Origin of the sequence: Microbacterium tenebrionis (genome assembly GCF_020682665.1) — a bacterium.
In the GTDB taxonomy this organism is placed as follows: domain Bacteria; phylum Actinomycetota; class Actinomycetes; order Actinomycetales; family Microbacteriaceae; genus Microbacterium; species Microbacterium tenebrionis.
The window spans coordinates 612,915-637,273 of sequence record NZ_JAGTTM010000001.1 but is presented as its reverse complement, the minus strand read 5'-3'; the positions used below and the strand labels follow the sequence as shown (position 1 = coordinate 637,273).

Genomic DNA, 24,359 nt, shown 5'->3' with positions numbered 1-24,359 from the left:
CGCGGCCGCGGACTGGTCTCAGACCAAAAGGCCTACATTTCAACGTAACAACTATGAGGACCTTTGTCTAATGTCGACAATCTGCGGAGCAGACAGAAGTCAGCGTCGGATGCTGCGCGTCACGGTGAACTTGGGGGTGCGGTGCAGCTGCTCGGTGGGCCCGACGAGCGTGCTGAGTTCCGGCTTGTAGCCGAGGTGAGAGTTGTAGACGGTGAGCAGCTCGCCGCCGGGCTTGAGGATGCGGGCGGCGGCCTCGAAGAGCTTCGTCGCCGCCCCCGCGTGGATGCTCGCGCCGAGGTGGAACGGAGGGTTCAACAGGATGAGATCTGCGGCTTGACCGGGAATTTCCGAACCCGCATCGTCATGGGTGACCTCAGCGTCGATCCCGTTCGCGGCGAAGGTGGCGCGAGCCGATGCCACGGCCGCAGCCGAGCGGTCGGTGGCGATCACCCGGGCACCGGGGTGCGTCAGCGCGTAGGTCGCGGCGAGGATGCCGGTGCCGCAGCCGAGATCGACGACGCTTATGGGACGTGGAGAGTCCGATCTCTGACGCTTCGACAGGCTCAGCGGTCGAACGGGCGGACGCCCCAGCACCTCCAGCAGCACGCGCGTGCCGATGTCGAGCTTCGCACCGGCGAATGCGCCGCCGTGCGCGACGATCGCGAGCGGGCGGTCGAGCCCCGGAACCGAGAGGGATGCCGACACCGGATACGGCGGCTGCGCCGGAGCATCCCGGACTCCGCTCGCCACGATGAGCCGCGACTTCCGCTCCGCGCGCTGCGGTTGCACGGTCTCGAAGCTCCGCCCGAGCACCTCGTTCTGCGTCAGCGTCATGTGCTTCACTCGCCCGCCGGCGATCACCGTGACACCCGGCGCCGCCCACCGCGCGACGGCATCCGCGATCTCCTCGAGCTCGGCGAGGGACTTCGGCAGCTGCAGCAGCACGAGCCGCGCGCCCGTCAGCAGGGCGGGCCCGAGTTCGCACTCCACGAACGCCGGCCCGTCGGTGCCCACTCCCAGACGCTCGGCGCCCGTGTCTGCGCGGTGCTCGTCGATGCGCCGCTCTTCCCCCGCATCGTGTGAGGCTCGGGACGGCCGCCCGAGCCCGAGCGCCTCGGCGTTGCGGGCGAGTGCCCGGCGCCCGGTCGCGAGGTCCTGGTGCACGCGGATACCGCGCATGCCGGCATCCGTCAGGGCCAGCGTGATCGCGCCGTACTCGTCGCCGATCACAGCGATCTCCTCGCCCGGGAGTCCGGCGGCGAGCGCGGCACGGACGAGGAGCTCGTCCGTGCCATCCCACGCCTGCAGATTCGGTGCCTCGACATCGGGGAAGCGGCTCAGCGCGGCGTAGGAGAAGTCCACCTCCCCAGCGTAGGTTCAGCGCCTCTTGACAGCTACTGAACGGCGACCTCCGCGGCTGACGCCCGCACCCTCTCCGGCCTCCCTTTCCCCCCGGGCACAACTTCGGATCCGGCATCCGACACGCCGGTGCGCACGGCGCCGGCCCGGCGCGTCGCGTCCCAAATCCGAAGTTGTGCCCGTGCGCGACGAGAGGTTGACACGTTCCAGGTTTAGTGGTTTATTGGTCAAGTAACTAACCACCTAACCCGCGGAGGCACCGTGATCGAAGAAGGCAAGGCGCTCTTCATCCAGATCGCCGAGCAGATCGAGGACCAGATCCTCGACGGTTCGCTGACCGAGGAGTCCAAGGCGCCCTCGACCAACGAGCTCGCAGCCTTCTACCGCATCAACCCCGCCACCGCCGCCAAGGGAGTCGCCATGCTCACCGACAAGGGTGTGCTGTACAAGCAGCGCGGCATCGGCATGTTCGTCGCCAGCGGCGCACGACAGGCGCTGCTCACCGAACGGCGATCCGCCTTCGCCGACCGCTACATCGACCCCCTGCTCGCCGAGGCCCGCACGCTCGGGCTCGGCGCAGACGACCTCGCCGCCCTGCTGCGTGAACGCGCAGTCGCGGCATCCGCATCAGAAGGGAACCCCGCATGACCGCCGTCATCGAGGTGCAGAACCTCACCAAGCGCTACAAGGACACCGAGGCGCTCGCAGGCGTCTCGCTCAGCATCCAGCGCGGCGCCATCTACGGCCTGCTCGGACGCAACGGCGCCGGCAAGACCACGCTCATGTCGATCCTCACCGCACAGAACTTCGCCACCTCCGGCGAGGCGCGGGTGTTCGGCGAGAGCCCGTACGAGAACCCGCGGGTGCTGAGCCGGATGTGCTTCGTCCGCGAGAGCCAGAAGTACCCCGACGACGCGACGGCCCGCCACGCCTTCGCAGCGGCGCGGCTGTTCTTCGCGAACTGGGACCAGGCGCTCGCCGACCGCCTCATCGAGGACTTCCAGCTGCCCATGAAGCAGACCATCAAGAAGCTCTCGCGCGGCCAGCTCTCGGCCGTCGGAGTCATCATCGGTCTGGCATCCCGGGCCGAGGTGACGTTCTTCGACGAGCCGTACCTCGGACTCGACGCCGTCGCCCGGCAGATCTTCTACGACCGCCTGATCGAAGACTACGCCGAACACCCCCGCACGATCATCCTCTCGTCGCACCTGATCGACGAGGTCGCGAACCTCATCGAGCGCGTCATCGTGATCGACAAGGGCCGCATCCTCCTGGACGAGGAGACGGATGCCGTGCGCGACCGCGCCGTGACCGTCGTCGGCGACGCGGCGAAGGTCGATGCCTGGGCCGAAGGTCGCGAGGTCCTCCACCGCGATGAGCTCGGCCACGTGGCATCCGTCACGGTGCTCGGCCATCTGACCGCCGAAGAGCGGGCGGAGGTCGCGGCATCCGGCCTCGATCTCGCCCCCGTCTCGCTCCAGCAGCTCATCGTCCGCCTCACGCAGAAAGCCGGCGCCTCGTCCGAGAGCGCCGCCGACACCCAGGAGGTCCGCTGATGTCCCGCACGCTGAACGTGATCCGTCTGCAACTGATCAACAAGCAGACCTTCATCTGGGTGCCGCTGATCGTCCTCGCATCCGCCGTGCTCGTGTCGGTGCTCATCTACGCGATGATCCCGACCTCCGGGCCCAAGTACGGCGGCGGAGGCCAGGCGCCGCTCTGGGTGTTCTTCGCTGTGGGCCTGTCGGCCATGACCATGACCTTCCCGTTCTCGCAGGCCATGAGCGTCACCCGGCGCGAGTTCTTCCTCGGCACCCTCATCACCGCGGTGCTCGCCAGCGCCTTCATGGGCGTGCTGTTCCTCATCGGCGGCGGCATCGAGATGCTGACGAACGGCTACGGCGTGAACGGCTACGTGTTCCATCTGCCGTGGCTGTGGGAGGCGGGCCCGTTCGGAGCCTTCATCGTCTACTTCGCGCTCGCGCTGTTCTTCTTCGTCGTCGGCTTCACGGGTGCGACGGTGTACAAGCGCTGGGGACCGGTCGTCCTGACGATCGCGTCGCTCGCACTGGCGCTCGTCCTCGTCGGGCTCGCCTTCCTCGTCACCCGCCTGGAGATGTGGGAGCAGGTGTGGGCCGGCATCCTCGATCTCGGCGCCCTGGGCCTGGCGCTGTGGGGACTGGTCGTGGTCGCCCTGCTCTCGGTCGTGTCGTTCCTCGCGTTCCGGAGGGCGACGCCGTAGGACTCTGTTCACAACTCCTCAGGAATCGGCCCGATCGCGCAGGCCAGTGCCGCGACCGGGCCGATTCACGCCTTCTCCGAGGAGTTGTGGACCCTGCTCGTGCCGCGCCGCCCTCAGATCGTGTCGTCGGCGGCGATGATCTCGAGGCTCCAGAAGCGCGAGACGGGGTCTTGCGGGTCGTGCGCCTCGGTGATCTCGCCGATCGCCAGATTGACTCGGCGGATCATCTCCACGAACTCGGCCTCGGTCAGCCGCAGATTGCGCTGCGAGAGCTCACCGTGCGTCGCGGGGTCGCGTCCAGAGACGTACTCCCCCGCCCAGACCAGCACCCGACGCAGCACCGCGGTATGATCGTCGGCGAGGACGGCCATGAGCGCGGTGCCCAGCACCTCGTCCTCGACCGGCTCCTGCGGGGAGCCAACCCGCCACGCGACGATCATCAACCTCGGCTTCAGCGTCGCGATGACGACCGTCATCTACGCGCTGCAGCAGCAGGGTCACTCGCCTGTGACGATCGGATTCCTCACGACCGCCGCCGGCGTCGCCATGCTCGTCGGAGCCCTTTTCACGCCGCTCATCGTCTTGCGCGTGCGCGCCGGAGTCGTCATCATCGGCGGCCTCGCGGTCTCGGCCATCGGGGTGTTCGCGCTGATTCCGGTGCACGCACCGCTGATGCTCACACTCGTGCTCGCCGGCATCGTCCTCTTCATCCCCGCCGTCAACGCCGTTCTGATGGGCTACTTCACGGTCGCCACTCCCACCGAGTTGCTGGGCCGCGCCAACAGCGCCTCCGCCGTGCTCGGCATGGGCGCGATGCCGCTCGCACCGCTCGTCGCCGGGGTCGGATTGTCGCTGATCGGGCGGGAGGCGACTCTGTTCGTCGGCGCCGGCCTGTGCGCCGTCTCGGTGCTGCTCGCGGTCTCGACCGCCGCGCTGCGGGCACTGCCGGCCGAGTCCGGCTGGTCCGCTCACGCCGCCCAGTCCGTAACGCGCTGACCCGCACGGTGATGGCAACCATGCACAACTTCGGACGGCGCAGAGGACGCGCCGCAGCATCCGGCCCGCCGTCGGCGTGTCGCGTTTGAGATCCGAAGTTGTGCACGGCGGCAGGCCGAGGCGGGCGCGATACTTGACCCTGACACTGTGGGAGGCGGTCGAGTAGAAGCATGTTGTCCATCGGAGCGTTCGCGCAGATCGGCCAGGTGACCCACCGGATGCTTCGGCACTGGGACACCGCCGGCCTGCTCGTGCCCGCTCACGTGGATGAGTTCAGCGGCTACCGCTCGTACGATCCTTCGCAGCTCGCCAGGCTGCACCGGATCGTGGCTCTGCGTCAGCTGGGTTTCGGCCTGAATGACATCGCGGTGATCCTCGAGCAGAAGATCGACGCCGAACGCATCGGCGCCCTGCTGCGCGTGCGCCGCGCCGAGGTCGAGGAGGAGCATCGGATCGCAGCCGACCGGCTCATCGACGTCGAGCGGAGGCTCCACCTCATCGAGAAGGAGAATCAGATGTCTCAGATCGAAATCGTCGACAAGGCTCTTCCCGCCGTCCGCCTGGCCGGCCGCCGCGCCGTCGTCGCAACGCAGCCCGAGGTCGCCGGCGTCGTCGGGCCTGCGTTCGACGCCATCGCCGACATCATCGGAGACGAGCGGGGCGCCCTGTCCACCCCGACCGCGCAGTACGACACCGTCGAGGACGGCATCTCGATCGTCGTCGGGTACGAGTACGCGGGCCCGGCGCGCGACGGATTCGAGGTCGTCGAGCTTCCGGCCGTGGATGCCGCGGTGTGCGGCATCCACCTCGGATCGATGGCGGGAATCGCCGCCAGCTGGCACGCGATCCACTCGGAGATCGTGGCGCGCGGCCTCGTGCCGGCGGGACCGTGTCGCGAACTGTACGTGCGCGCCGTCTCCGACGATCAGTCCGACTGGGTCACTGAGCTGCAGCAGCCCGTCGCGCGCGCCTGATCACGCGAAGCTCGTCGGTCGCCCACCTGTCGCGCTGTCGATTCCTGCTGGCGCTGCGGAAGTCTCCGCCGCGCCAGCAGGAAAGAGCAGCGCGAGCAGGAAAGGGCAGCGGGAGCAGGAAAGAGGAGCGCGACCCTCTGGTCTACAGCGCCCCGGTGAGGGCGGCGATGCCGGCAAGCACCGAGACGAGCGCGAGCACGAGGGCGACGGCGATGAGCACCGCATGGACCGTGAGGAACGCGGTGGGCTTGCCGGCGGCATCCCGGGCCCTGGGGTCGCGCGCCACCCGCTTGTAGAACTGGGGCCAGACCACCGCGTTGAAGGCGGCGTTGACGAACAGCAGCACGGCGAGAGCGATCACCCCTCCAGCGTAGGCGCCCGCGCCGGCCCGTCGAGCCCGGGCTGAGATCCGAAGTTGTGCGCGGGGAGGAAGTTGTGCACGGCGAAGGTGAGGCGGGTGAAGGCGCTCAGCTCAGTTCGCGTGCGTGCAGCGCCGCTCCGAGCAGGCCGGCATCGTCGCCCAGCTGAGCGGGCACGATCTGCGGCATCCGGTGGAAGCTGAGTCTGCCGGCCAGTCGCGTGCGCACCTCGTCGAACAACGCATCGCCGGCCCGCGAGAGCCCGCCGCCGATCACGATCGCCTGCGGACCCAGCACCGCCGTCAACTGCGCGAGCGCCAGAGAGAGGGCATCCAGCGCCTCGTCCCAGATCCGCGCGGCCACGGCGTCGCCCGCACCGGCCAGAGCGATGACCTCGCGGGCGCCGTCGGGCGTCGCCCCGGTCTCGGCGGCGTAGCGGCGGGCGATCGCCCCGGCCGAGGCCACCGTCTCGAGGCATCCGTATGCGCCGCATGTGCACAGCAGCGCCTCGCCGCGCGGCGGTCCTTCGGAGATCGGCGCATGCCCGATCTCGCCCGCGTACCCGCCGGCGGTGTAGGGAACCCCGCCGATGAGGATCGCACCGGCGATCCCGGTGCCGATGATGAGGACGACGACGTCGTCATGCGCGCGGGCGCCGCCCAGCTCGTGCTCGGCCCAGCTCGCCGAGCGCACGTCGTGATCCAGGGCGATCGGCAGCTGCAGCCGCTCGGCGGCGAGGGCGCGCAGCGGGGCGTCCCGCCATCCGAGGTTGCTCGCGAAGACGCCGATCCCGGCAGCCGCGTCGACGATCCCCGGCACGACGAAGCCGCCGGCCGCCGGCACGACATCCGGATGCTGGGCCCGCAGTTCGCCCGACAGGCGGGCGAGCTCGTCGATCAGCGTCGTCGCGGGTTCGGATCCCAGCGGCGGCGTCGGCGTGCGGCGCATTCCGAGCGCTGTGCCGTCCGCGTCGAAGAGGCCCGACTTGATGTCGGTTCCGCCCACGTCGAAGGCGAGGACCGGTGCTCCCCGTCCGATCTCTCGCAGTGTCATCGGTTCCGATCCCGTCCTGTCGACCATGTTTGTTCACACACTTCACAAATAGCGTAGTCGCCCGGACGCCCGAGGAATAGGATCGAGCACATGCGCATTCTCGTGATCGGAGCAACAGGACACATCGGCAGCGTCGTCACGGCGACGCTCACGTCGCACGGGCACGAGGTGCTGCCCGCGTCGCGCAGCAGCGACCTCGGCGTGGACATCACCGATCCGGCATCCATCGAGGCGCTGTTCGACACGGTCGGAGAGGTGGATGCCGTGGTCGTGGCATCCGGCTCGGCACCGTTCGCGCACGTCACCGAACTGACCCGCGACGACTACCTCGCGGCGTTCACCGCCAAGGCGCTGCCACAGCTCGACGTCGCCCGCATCGCGCTCGGCCGCATCCGCGACGGCGGATCCATCACCCTCACCTCCGGTGTGCTCGCCCGCGAGCCGATCGCCACCGGCGCCGCCGCCGCCGTCGCCAACGGAGCCCTCGAGTCGTTCGTGGTCACCGCGGCGGCCGAGGCGCCGCGCGGCATCCGCATCAACGCCGTGTCGCCGAACGTCCTCGAGAGCTCGGCCGACCTGCATGCGCTGTTCGCCGGCCAGCGGCCGGTTCCGGATGTCGAGATCGGCCGTGCCTACGCCCTCGCCGTGGAAGGACTCGTCCGAGGGCGCGTCATCACGGCGTAGGCCGCGGGGCGCCCGCCCCTTCGACGGGCTCAGGGATCGGGAACCGGGCCCGGGCCCGGGATCCCCGGGCGTCATGTATCAGAATTCGCTTGCCGTGCTCCTGGTAGATGTGAGCACAATGATCTTCATGACCGACGCTTCCCGCGGGGGCGCCGTCAGCGATGGCTCGGCGCGCTGGGAACGCGCCGCCGATCTCTTCGCCGATTGGCGCGCCGGAGAGACGCGCGCCATCGACGATCTGGTGCGCCTGATGACACCCGTGCTCTGGCACGTCGTGCGCGCCTACGGCTTGGAGCGCTCCCTCGCCGAGGACGTCGTGCAGTCCACCTGGCTCGCCCTCGTGCGCGCGAGCGAGTCCGTCGCCGATGCCCGCGCGATCTCGGGCTGGCTGACGACGACGGCCCGCCGCGAGGCGTGGAAGGTGGCGAAGGGGCACAGGCGAGCGGATGCCACCTCCGACGAGATCCTCGAGCCGATGCTGCCCGCACAGGAGTCGGCCGAGGCCGAGGTCGCGGCATCCGACGAGTCCCGCCGGCTGTGGGCGGCGGTGGGAACGCTCGACGAGCGGTGCCGCCGGCTGCTGCGCATCATCGCCTTCGACGACCGACCCGACTACGCGAACCTCGCCGGCGAGCTCGAGATGCCGATCGGCAGCATCGGGCCGACGCGTCGGCGCTGCCTGGTGAAGCTGCGCGCCGAACTCGTGCGCACCGGAGCGGCGACAGAGGGGGACGGCGATGGCTGACGCCGATGCAGAGCTGTTCGCCGGCATCCGCACGGCCGCCGAGCGGTTCGATCCGCCGCCCGCTGATCTCGCCGATCGTGCGATCGCGGCGATCGCCGTAGCTGACATCTCGCGCGAGTACGCGATGCTCACCCTGATCGAGAACGCTGAGGCGCCCGTGCGCAGCCGCGGCGACGGCGAGACGACGACGCTGCAGTTCAGCGACGGGGCGGCGAGCATCCTCCTGCACGTCAGCCGGACGGAGCGGGGGCGGCGCCGCGTGGACGGCTGGGTCGACCCGGCCGCCGTCGAGGTGCAGCTCACGCAGGGCGAGCGGACCCGGACGGCCGCCCCCGACGACCAGGGGCGGTTCGCGTTCGACGACGTCGCCCCGGGCCTCACTCACGTGCGCCTCGTCGCAGGCGGGGAACAGAAGGACCTGCTCACGCCGCATTTCGAGGTGTGAGAGCTGAAGCGTCGAGCCGAAGGGGAGAGCGATGGCGCAACCCGAGAAGTGGAGTTGGCAGGACAGGGCGGAGGGGTCGATCCCGCGCGGATCGGCTCTGGATCCCTCCGTGGAGCCGGTGGAGGGCATCCGCGCCTTCCCCACCGCCTACCTGCCGGATCGGATGCTCATCTCCGAGCGCAAGGACGGTGAGAACGGCGCCTACGACCGCGACCTGCGCGCGCTGACGCAGGCGGCGGGGTCGTTCGGATGGGAGCTGAGGGTCGAGAGCGAAGACGTGGTCCGCGCGGGGCTGACCGAGCGGATGCTGCCCGGCATCCCCGGCGTCCGGCGCGCCATCCTGACCACCCCCGACATTCCGCGCGAGGGCGAGTCCCCTGTGCCACCCGACGCGTGGCGCGTGCTGCAGCGGGCGCGGCGCATCGTCGGAGGGCCGATGCCGCGCGCGAGCCTCGAGCACGTGCTCGCGATCGACCCGGTCGGGCTGAATCCGTTCACCCGCACGAACCCGTTCACCCGGACCAACCCGTTCACCCGCACGAACCCGGTGCGCGGGGCCGGCGCCGTCGGCAGCGACGACTACCTGGAGCCCGGACGCGGCGGGCGCCAGCCGATCTGCTGGATCGGGGCCGCCCCCGTGCGGAGCAGGCTCGCGCGCAAGCAGCGCAGAGCCGTCGTCGCCGTGCTCGACACGGGATGCGGCGAGCACGACTGGCTGCCGGACTCGATCGTCACGCGCGGCGCCGAGCTCGACGGCGTCCCGATCGGTCTCACCGGCGACGACGACCCGGAGCGCTACCCCGATCTGTACGGACAGCTCGACGGCGAGATCGACGCGGTGGCGGGGCACGGCACGTTCATCGCGGGGATCATCCGGCAGACGGCACCGGATGCCGACGTCCTCGCGATCCGGGTGGCGAACTCGCTCGGCGTGGTGGACGAGAGCACGTTCCTGCAGGCGCTCGCGGCGGTCATCGAACTGCAGCGCCGATTCGTGCACGGCGAGGACGGCGGACGCCCGATCGACGTGCTGAACCTGTCGCTCGGCTACTACCACGAGACGCCGATCGACGGGCACTTCTCACTCGTGCTGCACGAGATGCTGCAGACCGCCAGATCGCTGGGGACGGTCGTGGTCTGCTCCGCCGGGAACGACGCGATCGATCGTCCGTCGTTCCCGGCATCGCTGTGGGCGTGGCCCGGCGCCGACAACGGGATCGTGGCCGACAAGCACCTCCCGCTCGTGTCGGTCGGGGCCCTCAATCCGTCGCAGCGCTCGCTCGCGCTGTTCTCGAACGTCGGTCCGTGGGTGCGCACCTACGCGCCGGGGGCGATGGTCGTCTCGACGACGCCGGCGTTCACGGGCGGCACGCAGGCCGTGACCCGCGCCGACGTCGACGGGTTCGAACGGCAGACCGTCGACCCGGACGACTACCGCGGCGGCTTCGCCGCGTGGAGCGGGACGTCGTTCTCCGCGCCCTACGTCGCCGGCAGGGTGGCGGCGCTGCTGGGGGCGCTGCCGGCGGATGCCGCGGCGACGGATGCTGCAGCGGCCAAGGCCGTCGAGGAGGTGCTGGCGGCGCTGCCGCCGGATCGCCCGCTGAGCTGAGGCGGCGGCCCGGACTTCCGCGCCGGCCCCGGACACGGCATCCTGAACGGATGGGGACTTCGGCGGCGGAGCTGTACGAGCGCGGGCGCGCGGCGTCCAACGCGCAGCGCTACCCCGAGGCACGCCGCCTGCTCGCCAGGGCCGAAGCGGCCGCCGACGACGACGCGGATCTGCGCGCCCGCATCCACGGCACCCTCGCATACGTGCTCGCGCACACCGGCGAACCCGCGCGCGCCGAAGCCCTCGGCCGCGCCGCCCTCGCGAAGGACGGCGTGAGCGAGGAGACCAGGGCGATCCTCGCCGGGCAGCTCGGCGTGCTGTTCACCCGCGCCGGCCGGCTCGACGAGGCCGAACACATGCTCACGCACGCGGTCGACGTCCTCGAGGGCACGGCGCTTGCGAACTGCCTCCTCAACCGATCTCTCGTGCACATGCACCGCCGCGCGTTCGACGCCTGCACGGCGGATCTCGAACGCGCCACCGCGCTCTACGAGCAGTCCGGCGATGCCGACGCCGCCGCCGAAGCCCGCCACAACCTCGGCTACGCCGCCCTGCTGCGCGGCGACCTCGTCGAAGCCCTCGACCTCATGGCGCGCTCGCGCCCGGTGATCGCCGCAGGATCCCCCGTCGGTGCGGCGATGAGCGACCTCGACCGCGCCGAGGTGCTGCGCGACGCCGGGCTCGTCGACGAGGCCGAGAACCTGCTCGAGACCGTCGCCGCCACCTTCGGCGCCGCCCGCATGACACAGGCGCGCGCCGAGGCCGAGTACCACCTCGCGCGGTCGCTGCTGCAGCACGACCCGGAGCGCGCGCGGCAGATTGCACGCACGGCCGCGCGCCGGTTCCGCCGACTCGGCGCCGACAGCTGGGCCGCTCGCGGCGACGCCATCCGGCTCGACGCCGAACTGGATGCCGGCACCGCCCCGCCGGCCGCGGATTTCGCCGCCACGGCCGCCGAGCTGCGCCGAGCAGGGTTTCCGAGCGAGGCGAGCGCCGTGCGGCTGAGCTCCGCGCTGGCGGCGACCCGTCGCGGCGACGCGACCCCGCCGATCCGGCTGTCCGCCGACGCGCCGGTCCCCCTGCGATTGCGGGCGGCCGAGGTCCGCGCAGCCCGCGCCGGCTCCCGGTCGAGGCACGCGGAGTCGCGCCGCCACGCCGCCGCAGGTCTCGACCTGCTCTCGGGCTGGCAGCGTTCCTTCGGCGCGCTCGACCTGCAGGCATCCCTCGCCATGCACGGCACGCGCCTCGTGCTCGCCGGGCTGTCGGCCGCCTCGCACAGCCGCGACCCCGAGGTGCTGTTCGACTGGTCGGAGCGCGCCCGCCACCTCAGCCAGCAGGTCGCCCCGGTGCGCCCACCGCACGACGACGAGCACGCCGCCGACCTCGGCGAATTGCGGATGCTGCGCGCCGAGCTGACCGGGCAGGAGTGGACGACGCATCCACGCGTGCGTCTGCTCCGCGACCGCGTGCGCGAGCATCAGTGGACGGCGACCGGAGCCGGAGACACCCGCCCTCGGATCACCCTCGAAGCACTCCGGGACGAGTTGCGCCAGGAGCGACGCGACGACGCGCGCACCGAGCTCGGCGACGATGCCGGCACGGCCGCCCTGTCGTTCGTGTACTCGGGCGACAGCATGCTGTGCGTCGTCACCACCGATGCCGACAGCACGATCGGGACGCTCGACCGCGCGGCGATCGGGGCGGCCACGGACGGCCTGCGCGCCGACCTCGACGTCTCGGCATCCATCCGCAGCGGGCCGATGGCCGCGATCGTCGCGCAGGCGCTGGACGAGCGGATGCGACGGCTCGACGACCTGCTGCTCGGACCCGCCCGACCACTCCTCGGCGACCGGAGGATCGTGCTGACCGTGCCGGGCATCCTCGCCGGCATCCCGTGGGCGATGCTGCCGACGATGGCGGGCCGCCCCTTCACGATCGCCACCTCGATGTCGCGCTGGGCGCAGGAGCGCCACATTCCCCGGGGGCTCACGCGAGCAGGGCTCGTTGCGGGTCCCCGCGTGCCGCGCGGCGCCGGAGAGGTGCAGGCCGCGGCATCCGTCTGGGGCGAGGTGACGGTGCTCGCCGGCAACGATGCGCGCGTGGATGCCGTGACCGCGCTGGCGGCGGACGTCGACGTGCTGCACATCGCCGCGCACGGCCGGCACGCCGCGGACAACCCGCTGTTCGCCGGGTTCGAACTGGCCGACGGCGCCCTGTTCGGCTACGACGTCGACCTCATCCCCCGCGTGCCCGACACGGTCGTGCTCTCGGCGTGCGAGCTCGGCCGCTCATCGGTGCGCTGGGGCGAGGAAGCGCTGGGGATGACGCGCGTCTGGCTGCACGCGGGAACCCGCAGCGTCATCGCCGCACCGGCCGTCGTCGCGGACGACGTGGCGAGCGACCTGCTCAGCGCGGTGCACTCCGGTCTCGCCGGCGGCCAGTCCCCGGCTGCGGCGCTGGCCGCGGCATCCGTGCAGACCGGATTGCGCACCCCGTTCCAGTGCCACGGAACCGGGTTCTGAAACTTCCTCGGGCCGGATGTATCAGAACGGCGGTACCCCGCTCTTGATAGTCGGAAGGTGTCACGCGGAATGCCTGACGGGCATGAGGAGGCGCGGTCGCGCTTGGGGATGCGTTGGGGGACGCAGCGACAGACACCGACCGCTTCAGGAGGGCGTCGTGGATGCATCCACGGCGCCCTCCGCCATGCCCTTCGACCTGCTCAGGGGTCAGGGCGCGTGCTCAGCGCCGTTCGGCCGCCTCGGTGTGGTGGCGGATGACCTCGGCGACGACGAAGTTGAACCACTTCTCCGCGAACTCCGGATCCAGGTGCGCCTCTTCAGCCAGAGCGCGCAGACGCGCGACCTGCTGCTCCTCACGGGCGGGGTCGGAGGCGGGCATGGCGTGCTCCGCCTTGAGGATGCCGACCTCCTGCGTTGCACGGAAACGCTCGGCGAGCATGTAGATCAGGGCGGCGTCGATGTTGTCGATCGTGCCGCGCAGGCGCTGAAGTCGTGCGGTGGCATCCTGGTCGGTCATGGCTCCCCCTGTTCGTCGGCCCTCTGACGATATCGCGACGGCACCCCCTAGAGTTGGCGCATGACCAACGATCTGCCGGAGGAATCCGAAGTCGCCGTCGAGACGGAGCCGCCGACGCGGAAGGCGTCGAAGGCCCCGAAGCCGACGAAGACGAAGAAGCCCGAACCGACCGATCAGCCGATCACCCCCAAGCCCGTGGTCGAGCCGGTCCCGTCGACGAGGTCGTTCTGGACGCGTATCGACAAGCCGTTCGTGTTCGGGTTCCTCGTCACGCTCGGCGGTCTGGCCGCGATCCTGCTCGGACTCGCGCTGTCGAACCTGTCGACGGTCATCATCTACATCACGCTCGCCCTGTTCGCCGCCCTCGGTCTCGACCCGGCCGTGCGCTTCCTCGAACGCCGAGGGCTGGCCCGCGGATGGAGCGTCGTCGTGGTGCTCGTCGCCCTGATCGCCGCGCTCGCCCTGATCCTGTGGATCATCATGCCGGTCGTCGTCGAACAGATCACGCTGTTCGTCAAGAGCGTTCCCGAACTCATCGCCGACTTCACCGGAAGCGACCTCTACGCGACGCTCGAGGCGCAGTTCGGCGATCAGTTCCAGGACCTCGTCTCGGACGTGCAGGGCTTCCTCACCGACCCCAACAACATCGCGGCCATCGGCGGCGGGGCGCTCCAGGTGGGCGCATCCATCGCGAACGCCATCTCGGGCGTCGTCATCGTGCTCGTGCTCGTCATCTACTTCGTCGCGACGCTGCCGACCATGAAGCAGGCGATGCTGCGCCTGGTGCCCGCCCGCGACCGCGAGAACACCGCCATCATCACCGATCAGATCACCGACTCCGTCGGCGGCTACGTCATGGGCATGGTCACACTGGCGTTCATCAACGCCGTCGTCGTGCTGCTGCTGTACACGGTGATGTCGCTGCCGTTCCCGCTGCTGCTGGCTGTGGTGGCGTTCCTGATCACGCTCATCCCGCTGGTCGGATCCCTGATCTTCTGGGTGATCGGCACGGGCATCGCGCTGTTCGCCGACCCGGTCCTCGCGCTCGTGTTCGCGGTGATCTACCTGGTCTACATGCAGCTGGAGTCGTACTTCCTCACGCCGCGCGTCATGAACAGGGCGATCTCGATCCCCGGTTCGCTCGTCGTCATCGGCGCCCTCGTCGGAGGAACGCTGCTCGGGCTCCTCGGAGCCCTCGTCGCCGTGCCGGTCACGGCATCCATCCTCATCATCATCAAGAAGGTGTGGATCCCGCGCCAGGACTCCCGGGTGTGACCGGGAGCCCTGTGCGGGCGCGCTCGGATCAGCGCGGGATCAGATCAGGCCCTTCTCGGTGAGCCATTCGGTCGCGATGTCCTCGGGCGACATCTGATCGACCGTGCTCTGCACGCCCATCGCGACGAGGTCGTCGACACTGAGCTCGGCGCTGATGCCGTCGATGACATCGGCGATCTCATCGGCCACGTCGCTGGAGGCGATCGGCACGACGTTCGAGGCGAGGATCAGGCTCTCCGGGTCCTCGAGCGCGACGATGTCCTCGGTCTGGAAGCGCGGGTCGGCCGAGTAGATGTCGGCGACCTGGATCTCGTCGGCGAGCAACGCATCGAACGTGGTGTCGCCGGTCGCCGAGAACGCCAGGTCGAGACCGTAGACGGTCTTCGCGCCCGACGGGCCGTACGGGCGCTGCTCGAGCTCGGGCGCGCCGCCGAGGGTCACGGTGCCGTCGACCTTCGAGAGGTCCGCGATGCTCTTCAGGCCGTTCGCGTCTGCGAACGCCTTGGTGACCGTGTAGGTGTCCTGATCGGATGCCTCGGCGTAGTCGAGCGCCGTGAGCCCGTCGGGCAGCGCCTCCTGCAGCGCGGCGTAGACGTCGTCGGGGCTGGTGGCCTCGGAGCTGTCGTCGAAGTACTGCAGCAGGTTGCCGGTGTACTCCGGGAACAGATCGATCTCGCCGGACTCGACGTCGGGCATGTACGCGTCGCGCTGGCCGATGTTGAACTCGCGGTCGACGGTGTGCCCGGCGTTCTCGAGCGCCTGGGCGTAGATCTCGGCGATGATCTCGTTCGAGTAGTAGGCCTGCGAGCCGATGACGATGGTGTCGGAACCACCGCCTGACGTATCGCCGGACGGAGTGTCGAGCGGGTTGCTGCTCGCGCAGCCGGCGAGGACGAGGGCTCCGGCGAGCGCGACGCCGGTCGCGAGGGTGAGATGTGTCGTGCGTGCTGTGAACATGATGTTCCTCTCTGGTGGGGGTCAGGCGGATGCTGTGGATGCTGATGCGGTCGCGCGGCGTGCGGTCCGAGCGGACGTGCCGGGCTTCGCGACGCGGATGCCGGCTGGCACGGCCAGACGCTGGGCGAGGGCGAGCAGCAGGTCGGCGATGAGGGCGACGACGGCGACGAGGATGGCGCCGCCGAGTACCTGGTCGAAGCGGCGCAGCGGGATGCCCTGGATGATCGGCCAGCCGAGGCCCCCGAGGTTCACGTAGGCGGCGATCGTGACCGTCGCGATCACCTGCAGGGTGGCCGAGCGCAGACCGCCGACGAGAAGGGGCAGCCCGAGCGGCACCTCGACCTTCCAGAACACCTGCCACTGGGTCATGCCGGTGGCGCGGGCCGCGTCGATCACGCGGCGGTCGATCGCCTCGAGCCCCGTGTACGCGCCGGCCAGAAGCGACGGGATCGCGAGCAGCACGAAGGTGATGGTCGCAGCCTCGGGAACCCTGAGCACGCCCATGAGCAGCACGAGCAGCACCATGAGGCCGAACGACGGCACGGCGCGGGCGGCGCCCGAGATCGCCACGGCGGCCTCGCGGCCACGACCGGTATGACCGATCGCCCATCCCGCCGGCACGGCGATGGCTGCGGCGATGAGAACGGACACCACGGTGTAGAACAGGTGCTGGCCGAGCAGCACGGGGAGGGCGTACTGGCCCTCCAGCCGCTCGGGCGAGAACAGCCAGGCGAAGGCTTCGGCGAACAGGTTCATGCGGCCGCCCTCATCGAGACGATGCGGCGACGGGCGGTCGCCGCCGACGCGGTGCGCGTCCACGGCATGATCGCGCGGCCGGCGAGCATGAGGAGCAGATCGATCACCAGGGCGATCACGACGACGGCGAGGACGCCCGCGAACACCTCGGGGATGATGCGGCGCTGCAGACCGTTCGTGAACAGGTAGCCGAGGTTCTCGACGCCGACGAGGATGCCGACCGTGGCGAGCGAGATCGTGCTGACCGCCGCGACCCGCAGACCCGCGAGGATTACGGGGCCGGCCAGCGGAAGGTCGATGGTCCAGAACCGGCGGGCGCCGCCGTAGCCGACCGCCGTCGCCGCCTGGCGGATGTCGGGGTCGACCGAGTCGAGGCCGTCGGCGACGGAGCGCACGAGGATCGCGACGGCGTAGATGGTGAGTCCGACGATGAGGTTCTCCTGGCTGCGCGCCGAGTATCCGATGACGGAGGGCAGCAGGATCAGCAGGGCGAGCGACGGGATCGTGTAGAGCAGGCCGGTCAGCACGACGATGGGGCCGCGCACCAGACGGTACCGCCAGGCGACCCAGCCCAGCGGCAGCGACAGCACGAACCCGCAGACGATCGCGATCGCGCTCTGACCGAGGTGGGTGAGCGCGAGACCGAGGATCAGGTCGAGGTTGTCGGCGACCCAGTTCACGGGGTGGGACCGGACCCTTCGACGGGCTCAGGGGCCGGCGCGCGCTCAGGGGCCGGCGCGCGCTCAGGGGCCGGCGCGCGCTCAGGGATCGGGGCGCCGATCGCTGAGCCTGTCGAAGCGCTCGACGGCTCATCGTCCGCGTCATCGAGGAGCGTGCCCTGCGTGCGGCCCTCGGAGTCGACGACGAACCGGCCGCGCGGGGTCTGCTTGATGCGCAGCGCCCGGTGCCCGCGCTCGGCGCCGATGAACGCCGAGACGAAGTCGTCCGCCGGGTTCTCGATGATCTCGCTGGGGCTGCCGACCTGGACGATGCGGGCGCCCTTGTCGAGGATGACGACCTGGTCACCAAGTAGGAACGCCTCGTCGATGTCGTGCGTGACGAAGACGACCGTCTTGTCGAGGTCGCGCTGCAGGCGGATGAGCTCCTGCTGCAGATCGGCGCGCACGATCGGGTCGACCGCGCCGAAGGGCTCGTCCATGAGCAGGATGTTCGGGTCGGCTGCGAGACCGCGCGCGACGCCGACGCGCTGCTGCTGCCCGCCCGAGAGCTGGCTCGGGTAGCGCTCGGCGAGGGCGCGGTCGAGCCCGACGGTGTCGAGCAGTTCGAGGGCGCGCTGGTTCGCCTGCTTCTTGGGCGTGCGGTTCAAGCGCAGGACGGTCGCGACGTTGTCGATCACCGAGAAGTGCGGCATGAGGCCCGAGTTCTGCATGACGTAGCCGATGCTGCGGCGAAGGGCCACCGGGTCGCCCGCCAGCACGCTCTCGCCGTCGATCTCGACGTCGCCGGCGGTCGGCTCGACCATGCGGTTGATCATGCGCAGCAGCGTCGTCTTGCCGCATCCGGACGATCCGACGAACACGGTCGTCTTTCGCGAGGGCAGCACGAGGCTGAAGTCCTCGACGGCGAGGGTGCCGTCGGGGAATCTCTTGGACACCGAACGGAACTCGATCATGAGCTGGCCCGCGCCCCGGCTACGGCCCGACCTCCACCTGGCGAGGGTCGAACGCGATGTGGGCGGAGATGTCCTTTCCGACACGCTCGAAAGCCGAGGGGTACGGGTTCGGGTACCCCCATGCCGCGTCGGCGTGGGTCTCGCCGTCGACGACGGCCGAGTAGTACTGCGCCTCGCCCTTCCACGGACAGGTGTACGGCGTCGGGCTCGTCAAGAGCACGCCGTCGGGAACGGACGAGAGCGGGAAGTACCAGTTGCCCTCGATGGAGATGAGATCGGCGTCGTCGGCTTCGGCGATGACGGTTCCTGCGAGTACAGCCTTCATGGTCGTGTCTCCTCGGATCAGGTTTCGAGCGTAGGGGATGCCGCGGACAACCGAGGCAGATTCAGCGGGTGTTGACAGCTCAGCGTGTTCGGAGCGGAGCCGTGAACGGATGGGTCACGCGGACTCCCGACCATACGCCTCCAGCAGCCGCAGCCAGATCTCGTTCATCGTCGGGTACGCGGGGACCGCGTGCCACAGCCGGGGGATCGGCACCTCGCCGACGATCGCGATGGTGGCGGCCTGGAGCATCTCGGAGACGTCGGGGCCGACGAATGTCACTCCGAGGATGACGTCCCGGTCGGTGTCCACGACCATTCGCGCCGTACCGGTGTAGCCGTCCTCGTGCAGGCTGGCACCGGCGACGGATCCGAGCTCGTAGTCGACGATGCGGACCGTGTGCCCGGCATCCTGCGCAGCCTGCGCGGTGAGCCCGACGGAGGCGACCTCCGGAGAAGAGAAGACGACCTGCGGCACCGACGCCTCATCAGCGGTGGCGACATGGCGGCCCCAGGCGGCGTCGTCGACGTCCTCGCCCTTCGCGCGTGCGGCGATGACATCACCCGCCGCGCGGGCTTGATACTTGCCCTGATGGGTGAGCAGCACCCGGCCGTTGACATCGCCGACCGCGTACAGCCAGTCGTGGCCGGGAACCCGCAGCGTGTCATCCGTCGCGATGTACTTCCCGGGTTCGAGGCCGATCGTGTCGAGCCCGATGTCGTCGGAGCGCGGCTGCCGGCCGGTGGCGGCGAGCACCTCGGCGGCGCGGATCTCGGTGCCGTCGTCGAGCGTGATCGTCACGCCGTCATCGTCACGAGCGACGGATGCTGTGCCGGTGTCGATGCGGACATCGACGCCATCCGCGCGCAGCCCCTTCTCGACGAGTTCGCCGGCGAACGGCTCCATCTTTGCGAGCAGCGCACCGCGTGAGATCACTGTGACCTTCGCGCCCAGCGACGCGTACGCGGTCGCCATCTCGACCGCGACCACGCCGCCGCCGATGATGGCCAGGGATGCCGGGACCTCGGCCGCGCTCGTCGCCTCGCGGCTCGTCCAGGGCTCTGCCTCGGCGAGGCCGGGGATCGGGGCGATCGCGGCATCCGTTCCGGTGGCGACCGCGACCGCATGGCGTGCGTGCAGGACCCGTGTCGACCCGTCATCTGCCGTGACGGTGACCTCGCGCTCGCCACTGATGCGGCCGTGTCCGCGGGCGAGATCGATGCCCGCAGACCGGAGCCACGACACCTGCCCGTCGTCGGACCAGTCGCTCGTGAAGGAGTTGCGCCGGGCGAGGACGCCAGCGGGCTCCAGGGCACCGCCGGTCACGCCCTGCACGTGCTGGGCGGCGCGCAGCGCCTGGCCGGAGCGCAGCAGCGCCTTCGAGGGCATGCACGCCCAGTACGAGCATTCGCCGCCGACGAGCTCGCTTTCGACGACGATGGCGGTCAGCCCGCCCTGGACGGCTCGGTCGGCGACGTTCTCGCCGACCGGTCCTGCTCCGATCACGATGAGGTCGTACTCATTCTGCGTCATCACTCCGCCCTCCTGCGGCCGCGCTCGAACAGCACCGCCCAGTCTTGCTGATCTGCAACGCCGTGTCACCGGGGTCTTGTTCCCAGCCGCGTCCCGTCTACCCTGTGCACAGCTTCGGAGCCCGGGACGGACACGCCGACGGCGAGGCGGATGCGGCGGCGTGTCGCCCGCCAGGTCCGAAGTTGTGCCCAGGAGGAGGGGCGAGAGGGACAGAGAGGGGTCAGCGGGCGAGCAGGATGCTGCTGGGCGCCGGAGCCGCGGTGCGGTGACGGATGCCACGGGGCGCACCGGTGCGCTCGTCGAGGTCGAGGATGCCGATCTCGTCCGACCGCTGTCCCGCGACGAGCAGCGCCCCGTCGTGCACCAGGTGGTGGCGTGGCCAGTCGACGCCGGAGTCCGCCAGTGCGAGCGGCTCGACGACCTCGCCGGCGCCGCGCACCCGTAGCGCCGCGATCGTGTTGCTGCCACGAACGCCGGCGTAGAGCGTCTCGCCGTCTCGCGAGCGCGAGATCTCGGACGGGTAGTCGACGCCCACCTGCGCCGTCGGGCTGACCGCGGTCGCCGCGACGAGCCCCCACCGTCCATTCGCACCGGCGGCGAGTGTGAACACCTCGCACGAGTACTCGGTGACGACGTGCAGGTGGCCGCTGGGATGCACGACCATGTGCCGCGGGCCGACACCGTGCGGCAGCACGATCTGGTGGTCGACGACGAGCCCGGCGGAGGTCGCCCGCCAGATGCGCACGAGATCGAACCCGATGTCGGTCGTGGCGATGCGCCCGTCGGTCAGGAACGCGGCGGCATGCGCTCGCGAGGTGCGATCCGGCACCTCGCCTGCGGATGCCGGAGCGAGAGCCGCGGCGAACACCGCAGCGGCCGGTGAAACGTTTTCCGCAGCCCCCGGCGTCAGCCCCAGCTCCTCATCGAACAGCAGCAGCCCGGATCGCGCCGGCGCGGATGCCGCGGGCGCCAGCGATGCGAGCACGTCGTTGAGGTCGGGACCGGGCACCGCGGGCGCCCCCTGCGCCGCCGGGACGGCGTTCGTGCCGTACGGGTCGGTCGCGGCATCCGCCACCGACGCCTCGCCCAGCAGCCCCGAGGCGTCGAGCCCCACCCGCACGACCCGGCCGTCGCCGTAGCAACTGGCCACGAGGTACCCGCCGTGCGGCGCGACGGCGAGGTGACAGACGCCGTCGCCGACCTCGACGGGAGCGCCGAGGGCAGTCAGCGACCGCTCACCGCTGCGGGCGAACGCCTGCACCGTGCCCGAGCCCTCGAGCCCGGCGTAGACGACATCGAGCGTCGGGTGCGCGGCGAGCCACGACGGCGAGGCCGCGGCTGTCACGGCTCCCCGGTACGCCAGAGTCGTCGGCGCGCGGCCCTCGTCGCCCTCGAGCAGGCCGATGCCGGTGGCATCCCCGTCCATGTCGGGGCCGTAGCCGCCGACCCAGAACCGCGTCACACGTGCATCCTCACGCTCGAGCCCTCCGACAGGGGACGCAAGTGGTCGTATCCCCGTCGCTCAGGCGACAATTCACGACCCCTCGCTCGCCGCGCGGTTCGGGAGGGGGCGCATCTGGTCGCCTCTCCGTCGCTGAGGCGACGATTCGCGACCCCTCACGCCCTCGCCCATCACGTCAGACGAGGTCGTGGCGGACGATCACCTGGTCGCGCTCGGGGCCGACGCCGATGACCGAGATGCGGGTCTTGCTCATCTTCTCGAGCGCGAGCACGTAGTCCTGCGCCGTCCGCGGCAGGTCGTCGAACGTGCGCGCGGTGGAGATGTCTTCCTTCCAGCCCGGGAAGTACTCCAGGATCGGCTTCGCGTGGTGGAAGTCAGTCTGGTTCACGGGAACATCGTCGAAGCGCTCGCCGTCGACGTCGTACGCGACGCACACCGGGATCTGCTCGAGGCCGGTGAGGATGTCGAGCTTGGTGAGCACGAGGTCGGTGATGCCGTTGATGCGCGTGGCGTAGCGGGTGATCGGGGCGTCGTACCAGCCGACGCGGCGGGGGCGGCCCGTCGTCGTGCCGAACTCGAAGCCGGCCGAGCGCAGCCAGTCGCCCTGCTCATCGAACAGCTCGGTCGGGAACGGGCCCGAGCCGACGCGGGTCGTATACGCCTTGACGATGCCGACGATGCGGTCGAGACGCCCAGGTCCCACCCCGGAGCCGGATGCCGCGCCCGCCGCTGTCGCGGTGGACGAGGTGACGAACGGATAGGTGCCGTGGTCGATGTCGAGCATGGTCGCCTGGCCGCCCTCGAACACGACGACGTCGCCGCGGTCGAGCGCCTCGTCGATGAGGTGTCCGGTATCGGCGACCATCGGACGCAGCCGCTCGGCGTAAGACAGCAGGTCCTCGATGATCTCGTCGCACGTGACGGCGCGGCGGTTGAAGACCTTCACGAGCAGGTGGTTCTTCTGCTCGAGGGCGCCCTCGATCTTCTGGCGCAGGATGTTCTCGTCGAAGAGGTCCTGGACGCGGATGCCGACGCGGTTGATCTTGTCGGCGTACGCCGGTCCGATGCCGCGGCCCGTCGTGCCGATGTTGCGCTTGCCGAGGAAACGCTCGGTGACCTTGTCGAGCGTGCGGTGGTATTGCGTGATGATGTGCGCGTTCGCGCTCACCTTCAGCTTCGAGACGTCGATGCCGCGTGCCGACAGCGCGGTGAGCTCGTCGAAGAGAACCTCGAGGTCGATGACGACGCCGTTGCCGATCACCGGTGTGACGCCGGGAGAGAGGATGCCGCTGGGCAGCAGGTGCAGCGCGTACTTCTCGTTGCCGACGACGACGGTGTGACCGGCGTTGTTGCCCCCGTTGAACTTCACGACCCAGTCGGTGCGGTCGCCGAGCAGATCGGTCGCCTTGCCCTTGCCTTCGTCGCCCCACTGGACGCCGACGATAACGATTCCTGGCATGGGTTGTCCCCCTTGCTTTCGCCGGGTTTGCACCGGCCGATGAGCTGGCCCTCTTCGGGCGGATCCATCCTATCGGAGGGGGTCCGACGCACCGCGGGCGGTGACCGCTGCACTGACCGCAGGTCAGGATCCGTGACGACCTGGTGGCCCTCCTTCCGACTCGCCGCGGCCGACGGGAACTCCTACCCATCCCCAGCCCCGCCGCCACGGGCGCGCCCCGATTACGCTGGCAGGATGAGCGAGTCGAACGCCGCACGGACCGGAGTGCCCGCAGCCCCTCCCCCTCCGCCGCGCCCGCCCGCACCACGGGTCGCCGCACCCGCGACCCCCTCGACCGCCGCAGGAGCCGGGAGCGCCGCGACATCGACCGGGAGCGCCGCGACAGCGACCGGGAACGCCGCGACAGCGACCGGGAACGCCGGCACAGCGACCAGCGCCGGCCCCGCCGTCGCGACGGCCCCGACCGACACCGAGATGCGCCGGGCATCCGGCATCCTCGATGTCATCTCGAAGGCGTACTCGGCGAAGATGGTCGGCCAGGAGCGGCTGCGCACGAGCCTGCTCATCTCGCTCATCGCCGGCGGTCACATCCTCCTCGAGTCCGTCCCGGGCCTTGCGAAGACGACCGCAGCATCCACCCTCGCCGACACGGTCAAGGCGAGCTTCAAGCGCATCCAGTGCACCCCGGACCTCCTGCCCAGCGACATCACCGGCAACCAGATCTACGACGCGGCGACCGGCTCGTTCCGCACCGTCCTGGGTCCCGTGCACGCGAACTTCGTCCTGCTCGACGAGATCAACCGCTCAAGCGCCAAGACGCAGTCCGCCATGCTCGAGGCGATGCAGGAGCACCAGACCACGATCGGCGGCGAGGTGCACCCCCTCCCCAAGCCGTTCCTCGTGATCGCGACGCAGAACCCGATCGAGCAGGAGGGCACGTACGAGCTGCCCGAGGCGCAGATGGACCGGTTCCTCCTCAAGGAGATCGTCGAGTATCCGAGCCCCGCCGACGAGGTCGAGATCCTCGGCCGCATCGACTCCGGCGTGCTCGACCCCGACCGGCACGTCGCCGGCGCCGTCTCGCTCGCGGACGTCCAGGCCCTGCAGGCGACGGCGTCCAAGATCTACGTGGATGCCGCGATCCGCAACTACATCGTCGGCATCGCCTATGTCACCCGCAACCCCGCCCCGTACATCGGCGAGGAGCGCGCGCGGTTCATCAAGTACGGCGCCAGCCCCCGCGCGAGCATCGCGTTCCTGCAGGCGTCGCGCGCCCTCGCGCTGCTGAACGGACGATCGCACGTGCTGCCCGAGGACATCCGCACCCTGCGACACCTCGTCCTCCGCCACCGCGTGCTGCTGACCTTCGAGGCCGACGCCGAGGGCGTGCGCAGCGAGGAGATCATCGACGAGATCTTCTCCGTCGTCCCCACCCCGTAACCTCAGGCAGGCTCAGG

The 24,359-nt window shown here is 70.3% G+C and carries 25 protein-coding genes; 12 read left to right on the top strand and 13 right to left on the bottom strand.

Annotated features, from left to right (window positions below):
• Window positions 1-99: 99 nt before the first annotated feature.
• Complete coding sequence (locus tag KEC56_RS03180) at window positions 100-1,362, bottom strand: class I SAM-dependent methyltransferase (protein ID WP_227529775.1); 1,263 nt, start codon at window positions 1,360-1,362, stop codon at window positions 100-102.
• Between the two features lie 258 nt (window positions 1,363-1,620).
• On the opposite strand from KEC56_RS03180, the gene KEC56_RS03175 reads away from it, so the two are divergent.
• From KEC56_RS03175 to KEC56_RS03165, 3 genes are read left to right on the top strand one after another with little or no spacing between them, the layout of a single operon-like run.
• On the top strand, window positions 1,621-2,007 hold the full coding sequence (locus KEC56_RS03175; RefSeq protein WP_227529774.1) for a GntR family transcriptional regulator: 387 nt from the start codon (window positions 1,621-1,623) through the stop codon (window positions 2,005-2,007).
• On the top strand, window positions 2,004-2,915 hold the full coding sequence (locus tag KEC56_RS03170) for an ABC transporter ATP-binding protein (protein WP_227529773.1): 912 nt from the start codon (window positions 2,004-2,006) through the stop codon (window positions 2,913-2,915). The genes KEC56_RS03175 and KEC56_RS03170 overlap by 4 nt, the downstream gene beginning before the upstream one ends.
• Window positions 2,915-3,601: a hypothetical protein gene (locus tag KEC56_RS03165; RefSeq protein WP_227529772.1), complete on the top strand. Its 687-nt coding sequence runs from the start codon at window positions 2,915-2,917 to the stop codon at window positions 3,599-3,601. Before KEC56_RS03170 ends, KEC56_RS03165 begins: the two co-directional genes overlap by 1 nt.
• Before the next feature lie 113 nt (window positions 3,602-3,714).
• Here the strand turns inward: KEC56_RS03165 and KEC56_RS03160 are convergent, their stop codons facing one another.
• Window positions 3,715-4,077, bottom strand: a complete 363-nt coding sequence (locus KEC56_RS03160) for a hypothetical protein (RefSeq protein ID WP_227529771.1) — start codon at window positions 4,075-4,077, stop codon at window positions 3,715-3,717.
• On the opposite strand from KEC56_RS03160, the gene KEC56_RS03155 reads away from it, so the two are divergent.
• Entirely contained in the window at window positions 4,064-4,597 is a 534-nt protein-coding gene (locus KEC56_RS03155) for an MFS transporter (RefSeq protein WP_227529770.1), read from the top strand. The genes KEC56_RS03160 and KEC56_RS03155 overlap by 14 nt on opposite strands.
• Window positions 4,598-4,767: 170 nt before the next feature.
• On the top strand, window positions 4,768-5,571 hold the full coding sequence (locus KEC56_RS03150) for a MerR family transcriptional regulator (RefSeq protein ID WP_227529769.1): 804 nt from the start codon (window positions 4,768-4,770) through the stop codon (window positions 5,569-5,571).
• 142 nt (window positions 5,572-5,713) lie between these two features.
• On the opposite strand, the gene KEC56_RS03145 is transcribed toward KEC56_RS03150, so the two are convergent.
• Both KEC56_RS03145 and KEC56_RS03140 read right to left on the bottom strand, forming a co-directional pair.
• Entirely contained in the window at window positions 5,714-5,932 is a 219-nt protein-coding gene (locus KEC56_RS03145; RefSeq protein WP_175987357.1) for an SCO4848 family membrane protein, read from the bottom strand.
• 106 nt (window positions 5,933-6,038) lie between these two features.
• On the bottom strand, window positions 6,039-6,983 hold the full coding sequence (locus KEC56_RS03140; protein WP_227529768.1) for an ROK family protein: 945 nt from the start codon (window positions 6,981-6,983) through the stop codon (window positions 6,039-6,041).
• Between the two features lie 90 nt (window positions 6,984-7,073).
• On the opposite strand from KEC56_RS03140, the gene KEC56_RS03135 reads away from it, so the two are divergent.
• From KEC56_RS03135 to KEC56_RS03115, 5 genes are all read left to right on the top strand, one after another.
• Complete coding sequence (locus KEC56_RS03135; RefSeq protein ID WP_227529767.1) at window positions 7,074-7,667, top strand: short chain dehydrogenase; 594 nt, start codon at window positions 7,074-7,076, stop codon at window positions 7,665-7,667.
• A gap of 127 nt (window positions 7,668-7,794) precedes the next feature.
• Window positions 7,795-8,412, top strand: a complete 618-nt coding sequence (locus KEC56_RS03130; RefSeq protein WP_227529766.1) for an RNA polymerase sigma factor — start codon at window positions 7,795-7,797, stop codon at window positions 8,410-8,412.
• Entirely contained in the window at window positions 8,405-8,857 is a 453-nt protein-coding gene (locus tag KEC56_RS03125) for a hypothetical protein (RefSeq protein WP_175987365.1), read from the top strand. Before KEC56_RS03130 ends, KEC56_RS03125 begins: the two co-directional genes overlap by 8 nt.
• 31 nt (window positions 8,858-8,888) lie before the next feature.
• On the top strand, window positions 8,889-10,466 hold the full coding sequence (locus KEC56_RS03120) for a S8 family peptidase (protein WP_227529765.1): 1,578 nt from the start codon (window positions 8,889-8,891) through the stop codon (window positions 10,464-10,466).
• A gap of 50 nt (window positions 10,467-10,516) precedes the next feature.
• Window positions 10,517-12,988, top strand: a complete 2,472-nt coding sequence (locus tag KEC56_RS03115) for a CHAT domain-containing protein (RefSeq protein WP_227529764.1) — start codon at window positions 10,517-10,519, stop codon at window positions 12,986-12,988.
• Between the two features lie 220 nt (window positions 12,989-13,208).
• Here the strand turns inward: KEC56_RS03115 and KEC56_RS03110 are convergent, their stop codons facing one another.
• Window positions 13,209-13,505, bottom strand: coding sequence for a chorismate mutase (locus KEC56_RS03110; RefSeq protein WP_175987371.1), 297 nt, complete (start codon window positions 13,503-13,505; stop codon window positions 13,209-13,211).
• Between the two features lie 60 nt (window positions 13,506-13,565).
• Here KEC56_RS03110 and KEC56_RS03105 point away from each other — a divergent pair, with 60 nt between their 5' ends.
• On the top strand, window positions 13,566-14,780 hold the full coding sequence (locus KEC56_RS03105; protein WP_227529763.1) for an AI-2E family transporter: 1,215 nt from the start codon (window positions 13,566-13,568) through the stop codon (window positions 14,778-14,780).
• Window positions 14,781-14,819: 39 nt separating this feature from the next.
• On the opposite strand, the gene KEC56_RS03100 is transcribed toward KEC56_RS03105, so the two are convergent.
• The 8 genes from KEC56_RS03100 to KEC56_RS03065 all read right to left on the bottom strand — a co-directional run bounded on the left by KEC56_RS03100 (window position 14,820) and on the right by KEC56_RS03065 (window position 22,902).
• A complete protein-coding gene (locus KEC56_RS03100; protein ID WP_227529762.1) occupies window positions 14,820-15,737 on the bottom strand; it encodes an ABC transporter substrate-binding protein in 918 nt (305 codons plus the stop codon).
• Between the two features lie 21 nt (window positions 15,738-15,758).
• A complete protein-coding gene (locus KEC56_RS03095; RefSeq protein ID WP_175987375.1) occupies window positions 15,759-16,493 on the bottom strand; it encodes an ABC transporter permease in 735 nt (244 codons plus the stop codon).
• Window positions 16,490-17,173 (bottom strand): ABC transporter permease, encoded by a 684-nt coding sequence (locus KEC56_RS03090; protein WP_227529761.1) that lies wholly within the window; start codon window positions 17,171-17,173, stop codon window positions 16,490-16,492. Before KEC56_RS03090 ends, KEC56_RS03095 begins: the two co-directional genes overlap by 4 nt.
• Complete coding sequence (locus KEC56_RS03085) at window positions 17,170-18,126, bottom strand: ABC transporter ATP-binding protein (protein ID WP_227529760.1); 957 nt, start codon at window positions 18,124-18,126, stop codon at window positions 17,170-17,172. Before KEC56_RS03085 ends, KEC56_RS03090 begins: the two co-directional genes overlap by 4 nt.
• Window positions 18,127-18,145: 19 nt before the next feature.
• Window positions 18,146-18,451 (bottom strand): DUF427 domain-containing protein, encoded by a 306-nt coding sequence (locus tag KEC56_RS03080; protein WP_227529759.1) that lies wholly within the window; start codon window positions 18,449-18,451, stop codon window positions 18,146-18,148.
• A gap of 114 nt (window positions 18,452-18,565) precedes the next feature.
• Complete coding sequence (locus KEC56_RS03075; protein WP_227529758.1) at window positions 18,566-19,981, bottom strand: dihydrolipoyl dehydrogenase family protein; 1,416 nt, start codon at window positions 19,979-19,981, stop codon at window positions 18,566-18,568.
• A gap of 220 nt (window positions 19,982-20,201) precedes the next feature.
• Window positions 20,202-21,443 (bottom strand): lactonase family protein, encoded by a 1,242-nt coding sequence (locus tag KEC56_RS03070; RefSeq protein WP_227529757.1) that lies wholly within the window; start codon window positions 21,441-21,443, stop codon window positions 20,202-20,204.
• A 175-nt stretch (window positions 21,444-21,618) separates the two neighbouring features.
• Complete coding sequence (locus tag KEC56_RS03065; protein WP_227529756.1) at window positions 21,619-22,902, bottom strand: adenylosuccinate synthase; 1,284 nt, start codon at window positions 22,900-22,902, stop codon at window positions 21,619-21,621.
• 474 nt (window positions 22,903-23,376) lie between these two features.
• Here KEC56_RS03065 and KEC56_RS03060 point away from each other — a divergent pair, with 474 nt between their 5' ends.
• Window positions 23,377-24,342, top strand: coding sequence for an AAA family ATPase (locus KEC56_RS03060; protein ID WP_227530131.1), 966 nt, complete (start codon window positions 23,377-23,379; stop codon window positions 24,340-24,342).
• The last annotated feature ends 17 nt before the right edge of the window (window positions 24,343-24,359 follow it).